Raw genomic sequence first — 17728 nt, 5'->3', positions numbered from 1 at the left:
GGGCGGTACTGGCTCTCGGCGTACAACCGCTGACGGCTTCGGCAGTCGGCGGGGTCTCCGGGAAGTGACTCGGGTCAGCCGACCTCGGCCATGATCTCGTCACTCACGTCGAAGTTGGCGTAGACGTTCTGGACGTCGTCGCTGTCCTCGAGGGCGTCGATCAGGCGGAAGATCTTGCCGGCGCCGTCGGCGTCCAGTTCCACCGTCATCGACGGGACGAACTGGACGTCGGCGGAGTCGTAGTCGATGCCGGCGTCCTGCAGCGCCGTCCGGGCCGCGACCATGTCGGTGGCCTCGGTGACGATCTCCCAGGACTCACCCAGGTCGTTCACCTCGTCGGCGCCGGCCTCGAGCACGGCCTCCATCACGTCGTCCTCGGACAGCGACTTCCCGTCCTGGTCCTTCGCGACGACGATGACGCCCTTGCGGTTGAACATGTACGCGACCGAGTTCGGGTCGGCGAGCGAACCGCCGTTGCGCGACATCGCGGTCCGGACGTCGGCGGCGGCCCGGTTCCGGTTGTCGGTCAGACACTCGACCAGCATCGCCACGCCGTTCGGGCCGTAGCCCTCGTACATGATCGTCTGGTACTCCGCACCGCCGGCCTCGGCCCCGGAACCACGCTTGACCGCGCGGTCGATGTTGTCGTTCGGGACCGACGACTTCTTCGCCTTCTGGATGGCGTCGTACAGGGTCGGGTTCCCGCCAGGGTCGCCACCGCCCATCCGGGCGGCCACCTCGATGTTCTTGATCAACTTCGCGAAGAGCTTGCCGCGCTTCGCGTCGATGACGGCTTTCTTGTGCTTCGTGGTGGCCCACTTGGAGTGGCCTGACATGGCGAACCCAACCCTTCTACCTACAACAACGACTCAGCGGCTCCGGACCAGATCGGCGAAGTACCCGTGCAGCCTGGCGTCCCCGGTCATCTCCGGATGGAACGACGTGGCCAGCAGCCGATCGTGGCGGACCGCGACGATCCTACCCGTGGCGGGGCCCGAGCTCACTGTCGACAGTACCTCGACGTCCCGACCGACCCGCTCCACCCACGGTGCCCGGATGAACACCGCGTGGTACGGCGTGTCGAATGCCGCGAACTCCAGGTCGGCCTCGAACGAGTCGACCTGCCGCCCGAACGCGTTCCGGCGGACCGTGACGTCCAGCCCGCCGAGCGTCTCCTGGCCCGTGATCCCGCCGGTGATCTCGTCCGCGAGCATGATCATCCCGGCGCAGGTACCGAACACCGGCATCCCGTCGGCGATCCGCTTCTGCAACGGCTCGAACAGCTCGAACGAGCGGGCCAGCTTGTCCATCGTGGATGACTCGCCGCCCGGCAGCACCATCGCGTCGACCTGCGCCAGCTCGGACGGACGGCGTACCGGCCGAGCCTCGACGCCGACCTCGGTCAGCATCGCGAGGTGCTCGCGCACGTTCCCCTGCAGCGCGAACACGCCGATGACCGTCACAGTGTCACTCTCCGTTGCCAGTCGAGCGTGACCTCGATGCGGCCCTCGTCGAACACGGCGGGCAGGTCGTGGCGGTTCAGGAGCTCCAGCACGTCCTCCAGCAGCGGGTCGCCGGGCGCCACGTTCGCGGTGTCGGGATGCCAGACCTTGAGCTCCAGCATCCCGAAGTCGACCGCGTGCCAGACGTCGGTGTCGGTGAAGAACACCACCCCTTGAGGACTCGCCGCGGCCTCGAGCCGCTGCCGCGCGTCGTGGTGGTCCGACGTGTACCGGACCACCACCAGCCCTCGGGACTCCAGCTCCGCGAGTACGGCGTCCAGTCGGTCCGGATCCGTGGTCACGGGCCAGTCGGCCGCCTCGGCGTCGAGGTCCATCACGGCCTCGCCGATCAGCAGCGGGACCAGGGACGCCGCGTCCATCGACGGGGCGTCCTCCTGGACCGCTTCGGTCAGCGCGGCGGTGATCGCCGCGTGGTCGGCGTACCCGGACCGCACCAGGACGCGGGCCAGGCCACGCAGTTCCCGGGCGGTCCGCTCGTCCACATGCATACCGACCAGCGTAGTCGAGCCGGCTACTTCACTCCTCCGGCGGTCGCGGAGACCTGCAGCTGACGCTGGAAGATGATGTAGACGACCAGCACCGGCGCGACGGTGATCACCACGGCCGCGAACAACGCGCCGAAGTCCACCGCGTAACCGGCCTGCGACGCGAACGACGCCATGCCCTGGGAGAGCACGTAGTTCTTCGAGTCAGTATTCAGGGCGACGGGGAGCAAGAACTGGTTCCACAGGCCCAGGAAGTTGAAGATGGCGACCGACGCCATCCCGGGGCGCGCCATCGGCAGCATCACCTGGAAGAACGTGCGCCACTCACCGGCGCCGTCGATCTGCGCCGCCTCGTACACCTCTCCCGGCAGGGCCTTGAAGAACGAGTGCAGGAAGAAGACGGTGAACGGCAGCGCGAACGCGACGTACGTGATGATCAGCCCTGGCAGGGTGTTCAGCAGCGAGAGGTTCTTCAGCACGAAGAACAGTGGCACGATCGCCAGGAAGACCGGGAACGTCAGCCCCGCCAGCATCGAGTAGTAGATCAGCCGGTTGCCGGGGAACGAGAACCTGGCCAGCACGTACGCGCACATCGCGCCGAGGACCATCACCAGCACCAGCGCGCAGCCGACGACGACCACCGTGTTCAGGAAGTAGCGACCGATCCCGGCCGTCGTCCAGGCGTTGGCGTAGTTGCTGAAGTGCAGCTTGCTCGGCAGCGCCAGGGGGTTGCCCAGCACCTCCTGCGTCGACTTGAACGAGGACAGCAGCGTCCACAGCAGGGGCAGGATCACCAGCAGCGACCACAGGATCAGCGCGATGTGGGCGGTCGCCGCGACGCCCTTGCCCTCCCGCTTTCCCTGGCCGTGCGCACGGGACGCCGGGGCCAGTTCGGTCCGGTCGGCGGTGGTTGTCATCGGCGTACCTTTCGCTCACGTCCGCCGGTCAGATAGTTGACCAGGAAGACCACGAACGCGAACAGCATCGTCACGGCGGCCAGGATCACGCCCATCGCGGTCGAGTAGCCGAACTGACCCTTGGTGAACGCTGTGGTGAACAGTTGCTGGGGCATGACGAGGGTCGAGTTCTGCGGACCACCGCCAGGGTTCAGCGCCTGCATGTAGACGAACGCGTCCAGCGCGGCGATGCCGAGATAGATGTACGCCGTCTGCACGTTGTCCCGGATCAGCGGCAGGGTGATCCCCACCGCGGTCCGGAACCGGCCGGCACCGTCGATCCGCGCGGCCTCGAACACCTCGGGGTCGATGCCCCGGATGGCCGCGATGAACAGCACCATGTAGAAGCCGACGAAGCCCCAGATCATCACGAACATCGAGGCCGGCATCGCCGTCCGGGCGTCACCGAGCCAGGCGTAGTTCTCGAACTGGTGCAGCCCGATCTTCGACAGTACGGCGTCCAGGATGCCCGAGGCCGGGGTGAACACCTGGGCCCAGATCAGGCCGATCACGATCGCGGGGATCACGTACGGGAAGAACGAGACGATCCGGTAGTAGCCGGAGTTCTTCAACCCGCGGACGGTCCCGGTCCCCGAGCCGCCGATCGTCACCAGCGTGGCCAGCGTCAGCGCCAGCACGATGGTCACCAACGGCACCACGATGGCGAGCTCGATGTTGTTGCGGACGGCCTTCAGGAAGATGTCGTCGTGGAACAGCTTGACGTAGTTGTCGAAGCCGATGAAGTGCATCCCGGAGGAGAATCCCGACCAGTCCGTCAGCGAGTAGTACAGCGCCTGCACGAACGGGGAGACCACGAAGATCACGAAGATCGCCAGCGGCAGGCCGAGGAACACGACCATGAAGCTGACCCGGTCGAAGGTCAGCGGCCGGCGCCGCCGGGTGCCGGACCGCTTGGGTCCGGCACCCGGGGCGACATCTTGCGACACGGTCACTTCGTGACCGGGATCTTCTTGACGGAGCTGTCGTTGCGCACCTTGTCGGTGATCTGCTGCAGGCCCTTCGTCAGGCCGGCCGCGTCGAGCTGGCCGGACAGGAACGAGTTCCAGACCACCAGCTGGTCGGGGTTCGTGCCGTACAGGTTGACGAACTGGTAGTCGAAGACGTTGGTGCCGGCGGCGTCCAGCATCTGCGTCTGCGACTGCAGGGCGGTCGAACCGAACCCGTCCGCGGGCACCAGGCCCTTGACGATGGTCGGCGCGAGCCGGGTCTTGGCGAAGTTGGTCGCCGCGTCCTTGGACAGCATGGCCCGCAGGACTTCCTTGCCACCGGCCACGTTCTTGCCCTTGGACGGGACGATGAACGGCTCACCGGCCGCGCTGCGCAGCGTCTCGTACGGCAGCTTCGAGTTGGCGGTCAGCGTCGGCTCCGGGATGCCCTTCATCTCGAAGCCGGTCTTGGTGGCCTTCTTCATCTCGTTCTCGATCCAGGAACCCGACGGGTACAGGATCGCGAGCTGGTCGTTGCTCCACTTGGCCTGCGCGGCGGTGAACTGGGTGCCGGCGCCACCGGGGACGAAGTACCCGTTCTTGACCATCGTCTCCATGGCCTTGAAGACGCCCTGGATCTGCGGCTTCGACCAGCAGTCGCCCTCGAGGTTGCCGAGTGACAGGCGGACGTCGTCGCCACCTTCCTTGATCGCCGAGTCGACGGCCAGGGTCTGGTAGTACGTCGCGGCTTCCTTGCCCCAGACGAACAGGTACTTGTTCTTCGCCTTGGCCTTGGCGCCCAGGTCGAGCAGCTCGTCGTACGTCTTCGGCGGGGTCCAGCCGTTGGCCTTGAACAGGCTGTCGGAGTACCAGAGGCCGTAGAGCGTCAGCACGTAGTTGATCGCGACGAACTTGTCGCCGAAGGTGCCCGGCTCCTTGACGCCCGCGTACAGCGTGTCGGAGATCTTCTTGCCCTCGTAGTTGTTCGCCTCGAAGACGTCGTCGAGGGTCTCCAGCTGGTCCAGGATCGTGTTGAAGCCGATCTGGTTCGCGCCGGAGTTGTCGATCAGGTCCGGCGGGTTGCCGCCGACGAAGCGCGGCTGCAGCTGCTGGGCGATCTGCGTGGACGGCGAAACCTTGACCGTCGAGCCCGACTGCTTCTGCTGCACGATGTTGGCCGCGAAGGTCACATAGTCGTAGCCGTACCCACCGTTGAAGATCACGGCGTCGACGGTGGACTTGTCCGCCATACCGAACGGGTTGTCCGAGCTCTTCGTCCCGCTCTGCTGGTTGTTGTCGTTGCTGCCACTGGCCGCGCAGCTGGCGAGTGCACCGCTGAGGGGAAGCACCGCGGCCGCCGCCAGGCTCCCCCGCAGGAGACTCCGACGTCCGATCTTGCTGGTCTCGCTCATCTGGTCTTGCCTCTTCTCACTAGATTCCCGACGGTGCTGATGACACCTACCCCTTGTGGTGAGCGTCCCCCGGTCCACAGCCGGCCGGCCCTCGTCGCGGCTGATTGCTCACCTTCCAGCGCACGATATTGCACGATATTGGCAGTAAAGCGCACTTCGGCGCACTACTGCGCCCGAGATCATTACGCATTGTCTTTGCCAAAGTCGTGCGGCGTCAAGCCTCGGGACGGCGAGTCCCGGACCCGACGATCATCGGCGAACCAACCCCAACGACGTCTGCGCAGCACGCCCCCACGCTCGCCTTCCTACCTCAGCACCGCGACAGACGCGCCGAATCCGATCCCAATTCGTGACCTCGGAGTGACCATTCCCCAGCGCCGGAAATCGCCCGGAACTTGTCCTGACAATCCTCATTGCACAGCAGATCAATCGATTCACCGGCGCGGTTTGACTCGCTTGGTCGGGACGGCGGTGAGTGGATCTTCCGGCCACGGATGACGGGGGTAGCGGGCTCGCAGATCGGCGCGGACCTGGGGATAGCCCTGCTTCCAGAACGAGGCGAGATCGCTCGTGATCGCGACCGGTCGCCGCGCGGGCGACAGTAGGTGCAGAACAACCGGAACTCGGCCGTCCGCGACGGCTGGAGTGGCAGTCCAGCCGAAGACTTCCTGCAGTTTCACCGCGAGCACCGGCGGCTCGGCGCCGTCGTACGCGAGACGCACCTCGGAGCCCGAGGGGACCTGGAGCCGTTCGGGTGCGAGTTCGCCGAGCCGCGATGCCGCGGGCCATGGCAGGAGTCGCCGGAGCGCCGACGCCACGTCGATGCGGGCGAGATCGCCTGCGCGGCGCACCGAGGCGAGCTCGGTACCCAGCCATTCGTCGAGACTTTCCAGCAATGCCGCGTCATCGACCGCCGGCCACGGGTCTCCGAGGTGCGCGTGGCAGAACGCGAGTCGTTCCCGTAAGGCGAGTGCGGCCTCCGACCAACGCAGTACGGAAAGACCGCTGCGCCGGATGCCGTCTCGCACAGCCGCTTGGACGAGCAGCCGATCGGGCTTCGCCAGCGGTACGTCGTTGAGCACGATCGCACCGAATGTCTCGACGCGCCGCGTCACGATTCGACCGTCGTCCCAGCGGATCTGGTCGCTGGTCGAGACGAGGTCGCCCGCGATGTCGCGCGCCGTCTGCTCATCGATCGGCGCCGCAGAACGGATCCGGGCGTCGGCGCGACCAGGCGCCCGGTCCGCAACAGCGATCGCCAGCCAGGGCGTGGTCCGCAGCGGCGACTCGGGATCCAGCGCAGCGCCCGTACCCCCGGACATCTGGTACGTCGCTGAGTCGGCCGCCCGAATCCTCGCGATCCGGTCCGGATACGCCAGCCCCACGACAACCCCGACAGCAAGATCATCGGGAACTGCGCGCGTTCCTCGGTCTCCACCCAGCTGATCGCCGAGCGTCAGCCCTCGGCCGAGGCGCTTCGTTTCTTCTCGCCAGCGGGCCGTAGTTCCGCGGTCCTCGCCGCGGCGCAGCGCTCGCCAACGGGCCGGCAGATCATCGCCGAACGCGCGGCCGGAGTCGTCCGAGAGCATCGCCACGACCTCGCGGGCCCGCTCGGCGCCGACCCGCGGCGTACCGTCCAGCAACGCGCGAGCCAACCGGGGATGCACCCCGATCGCCGCCATTCGCCGTCCCCGCTCGGTGATCCGGCCGTTGTCGTCAACGGCATCGAGACGGCGCAGCAGTTCCGTTGCCGCGGTCATCGCCACGACCGGCGGCGCCTCGAGCAAGACCAGACCGTCACCACCTGGCGCGCCCCACGCCGCGAGGTCGAGGGCGAAGCCTGCCAGATCGGCGATCGCGATCTCCGGCGCCGGGTGGTCGTCGAGATGCGCGTGGTCGGTGGCGGACCAGCACCGATAGACCCGGCCCGGCGCCTCCCGCCCAGCGCGGCCCGCTCGCTGGTCGGCCGACGATCTCGACACCCTGCAGGTGACCAGCGCACCAAGCCCACGGGACTGATCGGTCCGCGGCTCCCGGGCCAGACCCGAGTCGACCACGACACGAACCCCGGGCACCGTCAGCGAACTCTCCGCAACCGACGTCGTGACCACGATCCGGCGAGTGGCGGACGGCGCCAGCGCGCGGTCCTGCTCGGCCCGTGACTGGCGACCGTACAAGGGCAGGACGTTCTGACCGGCCAACCGGCGGGTCACCCCGTTGATCTCGGCCTCCCCCGGGACGAACACGAGGATGTCGCCGTCGTTCTCGGTCAATGCACGCTGAACGACAGCTGCGACGTGATCCAGCAGGCGCGGGTCGACCCGTCCGCCCGGTAGCAGCGGCACGGGAACCGGTGGTGGGGCCCACTCGACGGCCACGTCGAATAGCGCCGCCGACGCCGTGATCACCGGCGCCGGAGCCTCGGTGCCCAACGCGCGACTCATCCTGACCGTGTCCGCGGTCGCCGACGTCGCGACGATCGCCAGGTCCTCCCGAAGATTCGCCCGGACGTCGACGCAGAGCGCGAGCAACAGATCGGCATCGAGGTGCCGCTCGTGGCACTCGTCGATCACGATCGCCGACGCCCCCGGGAGCTCCGGGTCCTGCTGCAGACGCCGTACGAGGAGCCCCGTCGTCACCACCTCGACGCGGAGTCCTCGACCGCCGCTGCGTTCACCGCGCATCGCGTAGCCGATCCGCTGCCCGAGCGGTTCGCCGACCAGCGTCGCCAACCGGGCCGCGGCCGCACGCGTCGCCATCCTGCGCGGCTCGGCGACGATGATCGTGCCGCCGAGCGCGTCGCCCAATGCCAGCGGCAACAGCGAGGTCTTCCCGGAACCAGGTGGGGCGACCACTACCGCCGTACCGCGTGAACGCACCGCGTCGACCGTGGCAGGCAAGACCTCGCGGACAGGCAGGTCCGCCCCCGGTACCGACGATTCAGGCAGCAGCACGCCCCGACGCTAACCGACCCGGACCACCGAAGGGGTGGCCCGGGTCAGCGCGTCCGTTGTTCGCGTTACCAGCCGCGCTCGGCGAGGCGGTGCGGCTGCGGGATCTCGTCGACGTTGATGCCGACCATCGCCTCGCCCAGACCGCGGGAAACCTTGGCGAGTACGTCGGGGTCGTCGTAGAACGTGGTGGCCTTGACGATCGCCTCGGCGCGCTGCGCCGGGTTGCCGGACTTGAAGATGCCCGAGCCGACGAACACGCCCTCGGCGCCGAGCTGCATCATCATCGCGGCGTCGGCCGGGGTGGCGATCCCGCCGGCGGTGAACAGCACCACCGGGAGCTTGCCGGCCAGCGCGACCTCCTTGACCAGCTCGTACGGCGCCTGCAGTTCCTTCGCGGCGACGTACAGCTCGTCCTCCGGCAGGCTCTGCAGCTTGCGGAGCTCCTGGCGGATCTGGCGCATGTGGGTGGTGGCGTTCGAGACGTCACCGGTGCCGGCCTCGCCCTTGGAGCGGATCATCGCCGCGCCCTCGGTGATCCGGCGCAGCGCCTCACCCAGGTTGGTCGCGCCACAGACGAAGGGAACGGTGAAGTTCCACTTGTCGATGTGGTTCGCGTAGTCGGCCGGGGTGAGCACCTCGGACTCGTCGATGTAGTCCACCCCGAGGCTCTGCAGCACCTGTGCCTCGACGAAGTGACCGATCCGGGCCTTGGCCATCACCGGGATCGACACCGCGTTGATGATGCTGTCGATCATGTCCGGGTCGCTCATCCGGGAGACGCCGCCCTGGGCGCGGATGTCGGCCGGGACCCGCTCCAGCGCCATCACCGCGACCGCGCCGGCGTCCTCGGCGATCTTGGCCTGCTCAGCGGTGACGACGTCCATGATCACGCCGCCCTTGAGCATCTCCGCCATCCCGCGCTTCACCTTGGCGGTGCCGGTCTCCGGCTGCGGGGTCTGGTTCTCGGTCACTGCATTCCTCCTGGTGGTGGGGCTCGCTGTCCAGATTAGGAGCTACCGGGCACCAGACTTCAGTCCACTCCGGATCAAGTGGACTGACTCATCGCCTCCCCCAGTCGCGCGACCACCAGCCGGAGCGTGGCCGGCGGGGCCGTGAACGGGATCCGGATGTGCCGCCGGTCGGTCCCGTCCGGCGTGAACAGGTCACCGGCGCCGAGCAGCAGGCCCTGTTCCCGGGCCGCCTCCAGCACACGGCGCGCTCTGGTCTCGGTCAGCTCGAGCCACAGCGTCATACCGCCTGTGGGCGTGGCCCATGCCACACCGTTGAGCGACTTCAGTCCGGTCTCCAGAGCCGCCAGATTGGCGCGCAGCCGGGTACGCCGTCTGCTGATCACCTTGTCGAGCTTCTGGACGATCGCCCGCGCCAGCAGGTCGTCCAGCGCACTCGGTGACGCCACGCTGAGCTGTGCGGCCGTGTTGATGCGCCTGCGGAGCTGCTTGCCGGTGCGGACCCACCCGACGCGCAGTCCGCCCCAGACCGTCTTGGAGAGCGAGCCGACGCTGACCGTGCGCGGGTAGCGGCTCAATGGGTCAGCCTGGTCCCCACTGGCCAGCCAGAGTGGTCGCATCGTCTCGTCGCTGATCAGCGCAGCGCCGTACCTGCGGGCAATCTCCACGACGGCCTGGCGTCGATCGGCGGGGAGGCTCAGGCCGGTTGGGTTGTGGTTGTCGGCCTGGAGGTAGATGACCTTCGGGCGGTGCCGTCGGCAGAGGTGCGCGAGCTGGTCGGTGTCCCAGACGCCGGCGGGCCAGCCTGCTACGTCCAGGCGGTGCTTCCGCAGCAGATCAAAGGCAGCCGGGTACGTCGGGGTCTCGGTGATCGCTACGCCTGGTCCGAGGTCCAGACCGGCCAGTGCCGCGTTCAGTCCGGCTGCTGCGCCGACTGTGAGGGTCAGCTGGTCCGGTTCGGTCGGCACGCCCTCTCTGGTGAGCCGCTCGGCCAGGGCGGCCCTCAGCTCTTGCGAGCCGCCAGGTGGTGGACCGTCGCCGCCCATCGCTTGCGGCAGCTCGTCCTGCATGATCTGCGCCACCGCCTCGGCCACGTCATGCGGCGCCGCGGTCGTCGCGAAGCGGAGGTCCAGCACCGGCTGGTCTCCCGCCGTCACCGTGGACGCGGGCGCCACCGGGTCCAGCAACCTGTCCAGCGGCCGCACGACGGTGCCTGAGCCCCGCTTGGTCTCCAGTACGCCGTCCCGCCGCAGGTTCTCCAACGCGCGGACGACCGTCACGCGACTCACCCCGAGCCGCTCCGCGAGCACCCGCTCCGACGGCAACCGGGAACCGATCGACAGGTCACCCCGCTCGATCCGCCGGAGCACCAGCCCCTCGACCTGCTCGGTCTTCGTCCCGTCCGCCGACTCCAGATCCCCCACCCGCCACATAAGTCCAGCCTCCCACAACTGGCCTCATGGTCTCCCAGTGTCGGTGGGGGATGTGAGGATTTGGACATGGACGAGCGGTGGGCGATTGCCCCGGAGGACGGGGGTGGGGCGACGCTTGTCGCGCTGCATCCGGACGGGCAGCCGGCCGGCGAGATCCGGCACGAGCCCGATCTGGCCACGGCCGTCGCCTCCCGGCCGCAGGTGACTCGCTGGGTCTGGCGCTCGTCCGCGGAGATCTACCCGCGGCTGCTCACCGCCGGCGTGCGGGTCGAGCGCTGCTACGACCTCGAGAACACCGAGGGCCTTCTGCTCGGCCACGAGGGCCGGCTCGGCGAGCCACGCTCCGCGGCCGCCGCCTGGGCCCGGCTGAGCGGTGCCCCGGTCCCACCCGATCCGCCGTTGCGCGCCGTCGTACCGGGTGAGCAGTCGTCGCTGTTCGACATCCCGGCGGAGCCGATCCCGTTCCAGGCGCTCTTGAGGGTGTACGCCGACCAGCTCCGCCGGCACGCCCTCGCGGAGTACCCGGATCGCATGCGGTTGCTCACGGCATCGGAATCGTCGGCGATGCTGATCGCCGCCGAGATGGACCGCGCGGGGTTGCCGTGGAGTGCGGACGCGCATCGTGAGGTGCTGAGCGAGCTGCTCGGCGAACGGTTCGGCGGGACGGGTGAGCCGCGGCGGTTGACCGAGCTCGCCGACGAGATCTCGGCGGCGTTCGGGCATCGGGTGCGGCCGGAGCTGCCCGCCGACGTACTGAAGGCGTTCAAGCAGGCCGGGTACCAGGTGAAGACGACGCGGCGGTGGGAGCTGGAGCACATCGACCATCCGGCCGTGCCGCCGCTGATCGAGTACAAGAAGCTCTACCGGATCTACACGGCGAACGGCTGGAGCTGGTTGCACGACTGGGTGCACGACGGGCGGTTCCGGCCCGGGTTCGTGCCGGGTGGGACGGTTTCGGGGCGGTGGATCACCAACGGTGGTGGAGGTCTGCAGATCCCGAAGGTGATCCGGCGGGCGGTGGTCGCCGACCCGGGCTGGCGGCTGGTCGTCGCGGACGCGTCGCAGCTCGAGCCGCGGATCCTCGCCGCGATCTCCCGCGATCCCGCGCTGATGGAGGTCGCGAGCGACGCCGGCGATCTGTACAAGGCGGTCTCGGATCGCGCGTTCTCGGGTGACCGCGCGCAGGCGAAGATCGCCGTACTGGGTGCGATCTACGGGCAGACGTCGGGCGACGGCCTGAAGAACCTGGCGATGCTCCGCAAACGATTCCCCCGAGCGGTCGCGTACGTCGACGACGCCGCGCGCCTCGGTGAGGAGGGCCGGCTCGTACGGACGTACCTCGGCCGCACCTGCCCACCGGCCGGTCACGCGCTCGACGCCGCGCTCCTCGAAGGCCCTGCCGCGGACGTCCCCGAGACCGACCCGCGGCACGCCCGCGCCCGCGGTCGCTTCACCCGCAACTTCGTCGTCCAGGGTTCCGCCGCGGACTGGGCGCTGCTGATGCTCGCCGCGTTGCGTCAGGCGCTCACGGCGCTCAAGGCCGAGCTCGTCTTCTTCCAGCACGACGAAGTCATCGTGCACTGCCCCGCCGACGAGGCCGCCACGGTCACCGAAGCGATCCAGTCCGCCGGCGACCGCGCCGGCACACTCACCTTCGGTGCAACCCCCACCAACTTCGCCTTCACCACCGCAACCGTCCAGACCTACGCCGACGCCAAGTAGCCGTCCCCCGTGGCACACCGCAAACGCAAAACCCCGAGCGAAAACGGCGTCTGCCCCTTCCCTTCCGTCACAGGGTTTCCGGGAGGTTGTAGGGGTGGGGGTTGGTGGTTTCGAAGGCGGTTATTTCGGCTATGCGGCCGGACTCGAGGCGGAAGATGTCGAGGGCGAAGAGGTGGTAGGTGGTTGCGGTTGGAGGTTTGAGGTAGGCGGCGAGGGTTGGCTGGCGGTTGACCCTCGTGGGGAGGAAGCGCCAGTGGCCGCGGTAGGCGGGGGTCAGGTTGGGGGTGAGCGATCGGAGGGCGTCGGTGCGGCCTTCGAACCAGAAGGGGTACGGCGGCATGGTGATGCGGATGTCCTCGTGCATCAGGGCCGCCAGCGCTGACGGGTCGGCGGCGTCCCAGGCGGTCATGTAGCGGTGCAGGAGTTTGCGTTCGTCGTCGGATGAGTCGCGGGCGGACCATTCGGCGCGGTGCGGTGGTAGGTGCTCGCGGAGGACCGGGCGGGCGCGTTGCAGGGCGGAGTTGACGGCCGCCACCGACAGGTCGACGGCCGCGGCGGTCTCGCGGGCCGACCAGCCTAGGACGTCACGGAAGATCAATACGGCGCGCTGCCGCGGTGGCAGGTGCTGGATGGCGATCAGGAACGCGAGCTCGATCGTCTCGCGCCGAATCGTCACCGAGTCCGGCTCCTCAGCACGATCCAGCAGTACGTCGGGAAACGGCTGCAGCCACGGCACGTCCTCCCGCGCCGGCAACGCGGTGGCAGGAAACGACGCAGGCTCCAACTGGTACGGCAGCACCCGCCGAGGACGCCGTACGTCGATGCACGCGTTGGTCGCGATCCGGTACAGCCAGGCTCGCACCGACGACCGCCCCTCGAAGTCGTCGAGCCCCCGCCACGCCCGCAGGAACGTCTCCTGCACCAGGTCCTCGGCCTCGTCGTACGACCCGAGCATCCGGTAACAGTGCACCCGCAGCTCGTGCCGGTACCGCTCGACGTCCTCCTCGAAGCCGCTCACATCCGCCCTCTCCTCAGTCGCCGTCCTCGAGCTCGATCGTGGCAGGCATCGAGGCTCGGCCGGCCAGCCGGAACCACAGGACCAGCCGGCGCTGCCGGAGGTCCCGGGTCGACACTACGACGTCATTGTGGAAGCGCCGGGCGAGTTGCACGCGGCGCATCGCGAGGTTCAGTTCGCCGGCCCACGGCTCGACATCGGTGCTGGTGGCATGGACCGCGCGGGAGAGCGCCGACTCCGCCTGCTCACGCGCCTCCATCGGGTCCAGCGAGGCGGCCCGGGCCCGGTGTGCGGCGTCGAGCAGCAGAAGCGACGACGCCGGGTCGAGGATGTCGGCGCCGGCCAGCTCGGCGACCAACGCGGAGCGCTGGGCCAGTTCCTTCTCCAGCGTCGCCCGGGCCAGGTCGGCCCGGGCGTGCAGACGATCGAGCCGCCCGGCCGTCCAGCTCGCGTAGGCGCCGAGCAGCAGCACCACCGCGCCGCCCATGAACAGCGCCCAGGAGATCTCCACGCCCCCATTCGATCACCCCTTACGGAGCGCTGACGGTCCGGCCGGATCCCGTAGTCGCGGCGCGGAACGGCACTAGCGTCGTCGCTATGGCTGACATCGGCGTGATCGGCGGCTCCGGTTTCTACACGTTCCTGACCGACACGGAGACCGTCCCGGTCGACACCCCGTTCGGCGCGCCCAGTGCGGCGCCGGTGGTCGGGGACCTCGACGGGCGGCAGGTCGCGTTCATCCCGCGGCACGGCACCGACCACCAGTTCCCGCCGCACCGGGTCAACTATCGCGCCAACTTGTGGGCGCTCCGCGAGCTCGGCGTCCGCCAGGTCCTCGCCCCGTGCGCGGTCGGCTCGCTGAAACCCGAGCTCACCCCAGGCACGTTCGTCGTCCCCGATCAGTACGTCGACCGCACCTGGGGCCGCGAGCACACGGTGTACGACGAAGCGCCGGTCGTCCACACCTCGGCGGCCGACCCGTACTGTCCCGTAGGCCGGGCCACGGTGATTGCCACCGGCAACGTCGTACCCGAGGGGACGATGGTGGTGATCAACGGCCCGCGGTTCTCGACTCGCGCCGAGTCGCAGTGGCACGCCGCGCAAGGCTGGTCGGTGGTCGGCATGACGGGCGCTCCCGAGGCGGCGATCGCCCGCGAGCTCGGCCTGTGTTACACGTCGATCGCCGTCGTCACCGACCACGACGCGGGCGTCGAGAGCGGCAGCGGCGTGACGCAGGCCGAGGTGTTCGCTGCGTTCGAGCACAGCATCGAGCGCTTGCGAGGGCTGCTCCAGGACGTGATCGGTCAGCTCCCGAAACCGGACGCGGACTGCACCTGCCGGGACGCGCGATGAGAGTTCTGCTCACCGGCGGCGCCGGCTTCATCGGCACCCACGTCCACGCCCAACTCCTTGCCGAGGGCCACGAAGTCACGGTCCTCGACTCGTTCCGTCCGGACGTCCACGCGCACCGCCCGGAGCCCCGCCCCGGCCTGATCGTCGGCGACATCCGCGACCAACGAACGTTCAACGGCATCGACACCGTCATCCATCTGGCCGCGAAGGTGGGACTAGGCGTCAATCTCGACGACATCGACGACTACGTCTCCACCAACAGCCTCGGTACGGCGGTCCTCCTGAAGTCCCTCGGCACCATCCGGAACCTCGTCTACGCGAGCTCGATGGTCGTGTACGGCGAAGGTCGCTACGACTGCCCCACCCACGGACAGGTCGCGCCGGGACCACGCCGTACCGAGGACCTCGACAACGGCCGCTTCGAACCGCCCTGCCCGTACTGCGGTGCGCCGCTGGAACCAGGACTCGTCACCGAGGACGCCGTACCGGATCCGCGGAACGCCTACGCGGCCAGCAAACTCAACGGCGAGCACCTAGCCGCCACCTGGGCCCGCGAAACGGGCGGGCGGGTCACCGCGCTGCGCTTCCACAATGTCTACGGCCCCGGTATGCCGCGCAACACGCCGTACGCCGGGGTCGCCGCGATCTTCCGCTCCGCCCTCGAACGCGGGGACACGCCCCGGGTCTTCGAGGACGGCGGCCAGCGCCGCGACTTCGTTCACGTCCACGACATCGCAACTGCCGTCACGCTGTCGACCGCCGCGCTACCGGATCAGCCCTCGTTCCGGGCATACAACGTCGGCAGCGGAACCGTCACCACGATCGGTGAGGTCGCCGCTGAGCTGTCCCGGGCGTACGGCGGCGCACCGCCGATCGTCACCGGCGAGTACCGCCTCGGCGACGTCCGCCACATCACCGCGTCGTCGGACCGCCTCAAGCACGAGCTGGGCTGGAAGCCGGCGTACGACCTGACCGCGGGTCTCTCGGACCTACTCGGCTCGGCTGCCGGCTGAGGCCGGAAGGTCGATCTGGAACGCACAGCCACCGTCGACATTGCTGACGGCAATCTTCCCCTCGTGGGACTCGACGACACCCCGCGCGATCGCCAGCCCGAGACCGCCGCCACTCGAGCGGCCCTCGGCAGCCGAAGGGGTCCGCTGCTCGTCGCCACGCCAGCCGACATCGAACACCCGCTCCAGATCGTCGGCCGGAATCCCACCGCACCCGTCGGTGACCGCGAGCTTGACCCGCCCGTCGGGCTCACGATCGACCGACACCGTGACCGTACCACCCGCGGCCGTATGCCGGATCGCGTTGCCCACCAGGTTCGTCACCGCGCGGGTCAACTCGTCCGGATCACCTTGCACCGCGAGCCGATCGTCGTCGTGCGGCGTCGACACCGCCAGCCGGACGCCCTCCGCCCGCGCGTGCTCGTTGTTCTCCCCCGCGACGTCCTCGGCCAGCTCCCGCAGACTGACCGCCGACCGCCGCCGCGGCAGCGGATCCGCCGACAACCGGGACAGCTCGAACAAGTCGTCCACCAGTCCGGTCATTCGATCCACCGTCGACCGCATCTGCCGCAACGCACCCGGTACGTCGTCGATCACGCCGTCCTCGAGCCCCTCGGAGACCGCTCGCAACCCGGCCAGCGGCGTCCGCAGGTCGTGGGACATGAACGCCACGAGCTCCCGCCGGCTCGCCTCCAGCGCCCGCTCCCGATCGTGCGACGCAGCGAGTTTCTGCCGGGTCATCTCCAGTTCGTTCGTCAGATCCGCGAGCTCGGCAGGCACAGCCCCAGCCGCAGCCTCGGTCGGCTCGTAGGACGTCCCGAGCTGCCGCAACCGCCGGCCGACATCCCGCGACCCGCTGCTGATCCACTGCCCGAGCAGCAGCGACATCACCAGACCGAGCAGGGACGCGAACGCCAGCGTCCACAACACGACCCACGAGTCGTGCTCGGAGATGAACATCGCCCGGACGCTCTGCAGCACGGCGGCCAGCGCGGCCGCCATCGGTGCCAGGCCGGCAACGATCACTGTCACGCGCAACGAGCGCCGCCGGAACTGCCACAGCACCGCCGCCCCGATCGCCGCGACCACCAAGGTCCACAGCGTGGTGAGCGCCATGATCGTGGCCATGTCCTTGTTCATCAGGCGTCACCGGCGAACAGGTACCCGGTCCGCGGCACGGTCAGGACCAGCTTCGGGTCGGACGGGTCGACCTCGATCTTCTCCCGCAGCCGCCGCACGTGCACGGTGACGGTCGAGGAGTCGCCGAAGTCCCAGCCCCACACCCGGCGCAGCAGCTCGGCCTTGGTGTAGGCCTTGCCGGCGTGCGCGACCAGGTACGCGAGCAGGTCGAACTCGCGGTGCGTCAGCGACAGCTCCGCGTCGTTCAGGAACGCCCGCCGCGCCGCGGTGTCGACCATCACCGGCCCGGCGCTCAGCTTGGTCGGCGTCAGGTCCAGCCCGGCCAGCCGCTCCTCGCGCCGGACCATCGCCTGCACCCGCAACGTCAGCTCGCGCGGGCTGAACGGCTTGACCACGTAGTCGTCCGCGCCGACCTCGAGGCCGACCAGCCGGTCCTCCTCCTCGCCGCGCGCGGACAACATGATCACCGCCGCGCTGTCGTCTGCGGCGCGCATCCGGCGCAGTACCTCGAGACCGGACAGACCGGGCAGCATCACGTCCAGCACGACGACAGACGGCTTCCACTGCTGCCAGACCTCGACGGCCGAGACGCCGTCCGCCACCACGCGGGCGTCGTACCCGGCCTTGGTCAGGTACGCCGAGACGACATTGGACACGGTCGGGTCGTCATCGACGACGAGCACACGAGTAGCCACGCTCAGAGCGTAGATCCTCCCCGTGGTCGCGAGCCGCATCAGCACCGTCCCGCAGTACGCCGTAAGCAACCCGTAGCCAGGAACCGGCGCCGCGAGAGGGCCCGCGTCCTTACCG

General features: G+C 69.0%; 16 protein-coding genes. 3 read left to right on the top strand and 13 right to left on the bottom strand.

Going from position 1 to position 17728, the window contains the following annotated elements:
• Positions 1-74: 74 nt before the first annotated feature.
• The 9 genes from ACWGID_RS10005 to ACWGID_RS09965 form a co-directional block, all read right to left on the bottom strand.
• Positions 75-836: a YebC/PmpR family DNA-binding transcriptional regulator gene (locus tag ACWGID_RS10005; RefSeq protein ID WP_452196048.1), complete on the bottom strand. Its 762-nt coding sequence runs from the start codon at positions 834-836 to the stop codon at positions 75-77.
• Positions 837-869: 33 nt separating this feature from the next.
• Positions 870-1463, bottom strand: a complete 594-nt coding sequence (pdxT, locus tag ACWGID_RS10000; protein WP_452196047.1) for a pyridoxal 5'-phosphate synthase glutaminase subunit PdxT — start codon at positions 1461-1463, stop codon at positions 870-872.
• A complete protein-coding gene (locus ACWGID_RS09995) occupies positions 1460-2011 on the bottom strand; it encodes a DUF6891 domain-containing protein (RefSeq protein WP_452196046.1) in 552 nt (183 codons plus the stop codon). The genes pdxT and ACWGID_RS09995 overlap by 4 nt, the downstream gene beginning before the upstream one ends.
• A gap of 23 nt (positions 2012-2034) precedes the next feature.
• The gene (locus ACWGID_RS09990) at positions 2035-2925 is read right to left on the bottom strand and encodes a carbohydrate ABC transporter permease (protein WP_452196045.1); all 891 of its coding nucleotides are present in this window, start codon (positions 2923-2925) and stop codon (positions 2035-2037) included.
• Positions 2922-3917 (bottom strand): carbohydrate ABC transporter permease, encoded by a 996-nt coding sequence (locus ACWGID_RS09985; RefSeq protein WP_452196044.1) that lies wholly within the window; start codon positions 3915-3917, stop codon positions 2922-2924. Before ACWGID_RS09985 ends, ACWGID_RS09990 begins: the two co-directional genes overlap by 4 nt.
• Complete coding sequence (ngcE, locus tag ACWGID_RS09980; protein ID WP_452196043.1) at positions 3914-5323, bottom strand: N-acetylglucosamine/diacetylchitobiose ABC transporter substrate-binding protein; 1410 nt, start codon at positions 5321-5323, stop codon at positions 3914-3916. Before ngcE ends, ACWGID_RS09985 begins: the two co-directional genes overlap by 4 nt.
• 434 nt (positions 5324-5757) lie before the next feature.
• Positions 5758-8277, bottom strand: a complete 2520-nt coding sequence (gene hrpB / locus ACWGID_RS09975) for an ATP-dependent helicase HrpB (RefSeq protein ID WP_452196042.1) — start codon at positions 8275-8277, stop codon at positions 5758-5760.
• A 65-nt stretch (positions 8278-8342) separates the two neighbouring features.
• A complete protein-coding gene (pdxS, locus tag ACWGID_RS09970) occupies positions 8343-9248 on the bottom strand; it encodes a pyridoxal 5'-phosphate synthase lyase subunit PdxS (protein WP_452196041.1) in 906 nt (301 codons plus the stop codon).
• Between the two features lie 74 nt (positions 9249-9322).
• On the bottom strand, positions 9323-10678 hold the full coding sequence (locus ACWGID_RS09965; protein WP_452196040.1) for an aminotransferase-like domain-containing protein: 1356 nt from the start codon (positions 10676-10678) through the stop codon (positions 9323-9325).
• Positions 10679-10744: 66 nt separating this feature from the next.
• Here ACWGID_RS09965 and ACWGID_RS09960 point away from each other — a divergent pair, with 66 nt between their 5' ends.
• Positions 10745-12400 carry a bifunctional 3'-5' exonuclease/DNA polymerase gene (locus ACWGID_RS09960; RefSeq protein WP_452196039.1) on the top strand — a complete coding sequence of 552 codons (1656 nt, stop codon included), beginning with the start codon at positions 10745-10747 and terminating at the stop codon, positions 12398-12400.
• A gap of 67 nt (positions 12401-12467) precedes the next feature.
• Here ACWGID_RS09960 and ACWGID_RS09955 read toward each other — a convergent pair whose 3' ends face one another.
• Positions 12468-13418 (bottom strand): RNA polymerase subunit sigma-70, encoded by a 951-nt coding sequence (locus ACWGID_RS09955; RefSeq protein WP_452196038.1) that lies wholly within the window; start codon positions 13416-13418, stop codon positions 12468-12470.
• A gap of 13 nt (positions 13419-13431) precedes the next feature.
• Positions 13432-13926, bottom strand: a complete 495-nt coding sequence (locus ACWGID_RS09950; RefSeq protein WP_452196037.1) for a hypothetical protein — start codon at positions 13924-13926, stop codon at positions 13432-13434.
• 86 nt (positions 13927-14012) lie between these two features.
• On the opposite strand from ACWGID_RS09950, the gene ACWGID_RS09945 reads away from it, so the two are divergent.
• Together ACWGID_RS09945 and ACWGID_RS09940 are read left to right on the top strand one after the other, a co-directional pair.
• Positions 14013-14768 carry an S-methyl-5'-thioadenosine phosphorylase gene (locus ACWGID_RS09945; RefSeq protein ID WP_452196036.1) on the top strand — a complete coding sequence of 252 codons (756 nt, stop codon included), beginning with the start codon at positions 14013-14015 and terminating at the stop codon, positions 14766-14768.
• Complete coding sequence (locus ACWGID_RS09940; RefSeq protein WP_452196035.1) at positions 14765-15781, top strand: NAD-dependent epimerase/dehydratase family protein; 1017 nt, start codon at positions 14765-14767, stop codon at positions 15779-15781. Before ACWGID_RS09945 ends, ACWGID_RS09940 begins: the two co-directional genes overlap by 4 nt.
• Here ACWGID_RS09940 and ACWGID_RS09935 read toward each other — a convergent pair.
• Together ACWGID_RS09935 and ACWGID_RS09930 are read right to left on the bottom strand one after the other, a co-directional pair.
• Entirely contained in the window at positions 15758-16918 is a 1161-nt protein-coding gene (locus tag ACWGID_RS09935) for a sensor histidine kinase (RefSeq protein ID WP_452196034.1), read from the bottom strand. The two genes, ACWGID_RS09940 and ACWGID_RS09935, sit on opposite strands and share 24 nt — an antisense overlap.
• Positions 16918-17613 (bottom strand): response regulator transcription factor, encoded by a 696-nt coding sequence (locus ACWGID_RS09930; RefSeq protein WP_452196033.1) that lies wholly within the window; start codon positions 17611-17613, stop codon positions 16918-16920. Before ACWGID_RS09930 ends, ACWGID_RS09935 begins: the two co-directional genes overlap by 1 nt.
• Between the last annotated feature and the right edge of the window lie 115 nt (positions 17614-17728).

The sequence above is a fragment of the Kribbella sp. NPDC054772 genome (genome assembly GCF_053611945.1).
The sequence above is the reverse complement of the archived record's forward strand: the minus strand, read 5'-3'. Positions and strand labels throughout refer to the sequence as shown.

Coding starts and splice junctions, on each gene's coding strand:
- ACWGID_RS10005 (WP_452196048.1), bottom strand. CDS start 836: ATGTCAGGCCACTCCAAGTGGGCCACCACGAAGCACAAGAAAGCCGTC.
- ACWGID_RS09995 (WP_452196046.1), bottom strand. CDS start 2,011: ATGCATGTGGACGAGCGGACCGCCCGGGAACTGCGTGGCCTGGCCCGC.
- ACWGID_RS09990 (WP_452196045.1), bottom strand. CDS start 2,925: ATGACAACCACCGCCGACCGGACCGAACTGGCCCCGGCGTCCCGTGCG.
- ngcE (WP_452196043.1), bottom strand. CDS start 5,323: ATGAGCGAGACCAGCAAGATCGGACGTCGGAGTCTCCTGCGGGGGAGC.
- ACWGID_RS09965 (WP_452196040.1), bottom strand. CDS start 10,678: ATGTGGCGGGTGGGGGATCTGGAGTCGGCGGACGGGACGAAGACCGAG.
- ACWGID_RS09960 (WP_452196039.1), top strand. CDS start 10,745: ATGGACGAGCGGTGGGCGATTGCCCCGGAGGACGGGGGTGGGGCGACG.
- ACWGID_RS09945 (WP_452196036.1), top strand. CDS start 14,013: ATGGCTGACATCGGCGTGATCGGCGGCTCCGGTTTCTACACGTTCCTG.
- ACWGID_RS09940 (WP_452196035.1), top strand. CDS start 14,765: ATGAGAGTTCTGCTCACCGGCGGCGCCGGCTTCATCGGCACCCACGTC.
- ACWGID_RS09935 (WP_452196034.1), bottom strand. CDS start 16,918: ATGAACAAGGACATGGCCACGATCATGGCGCTCACCACGCTGTGGACC.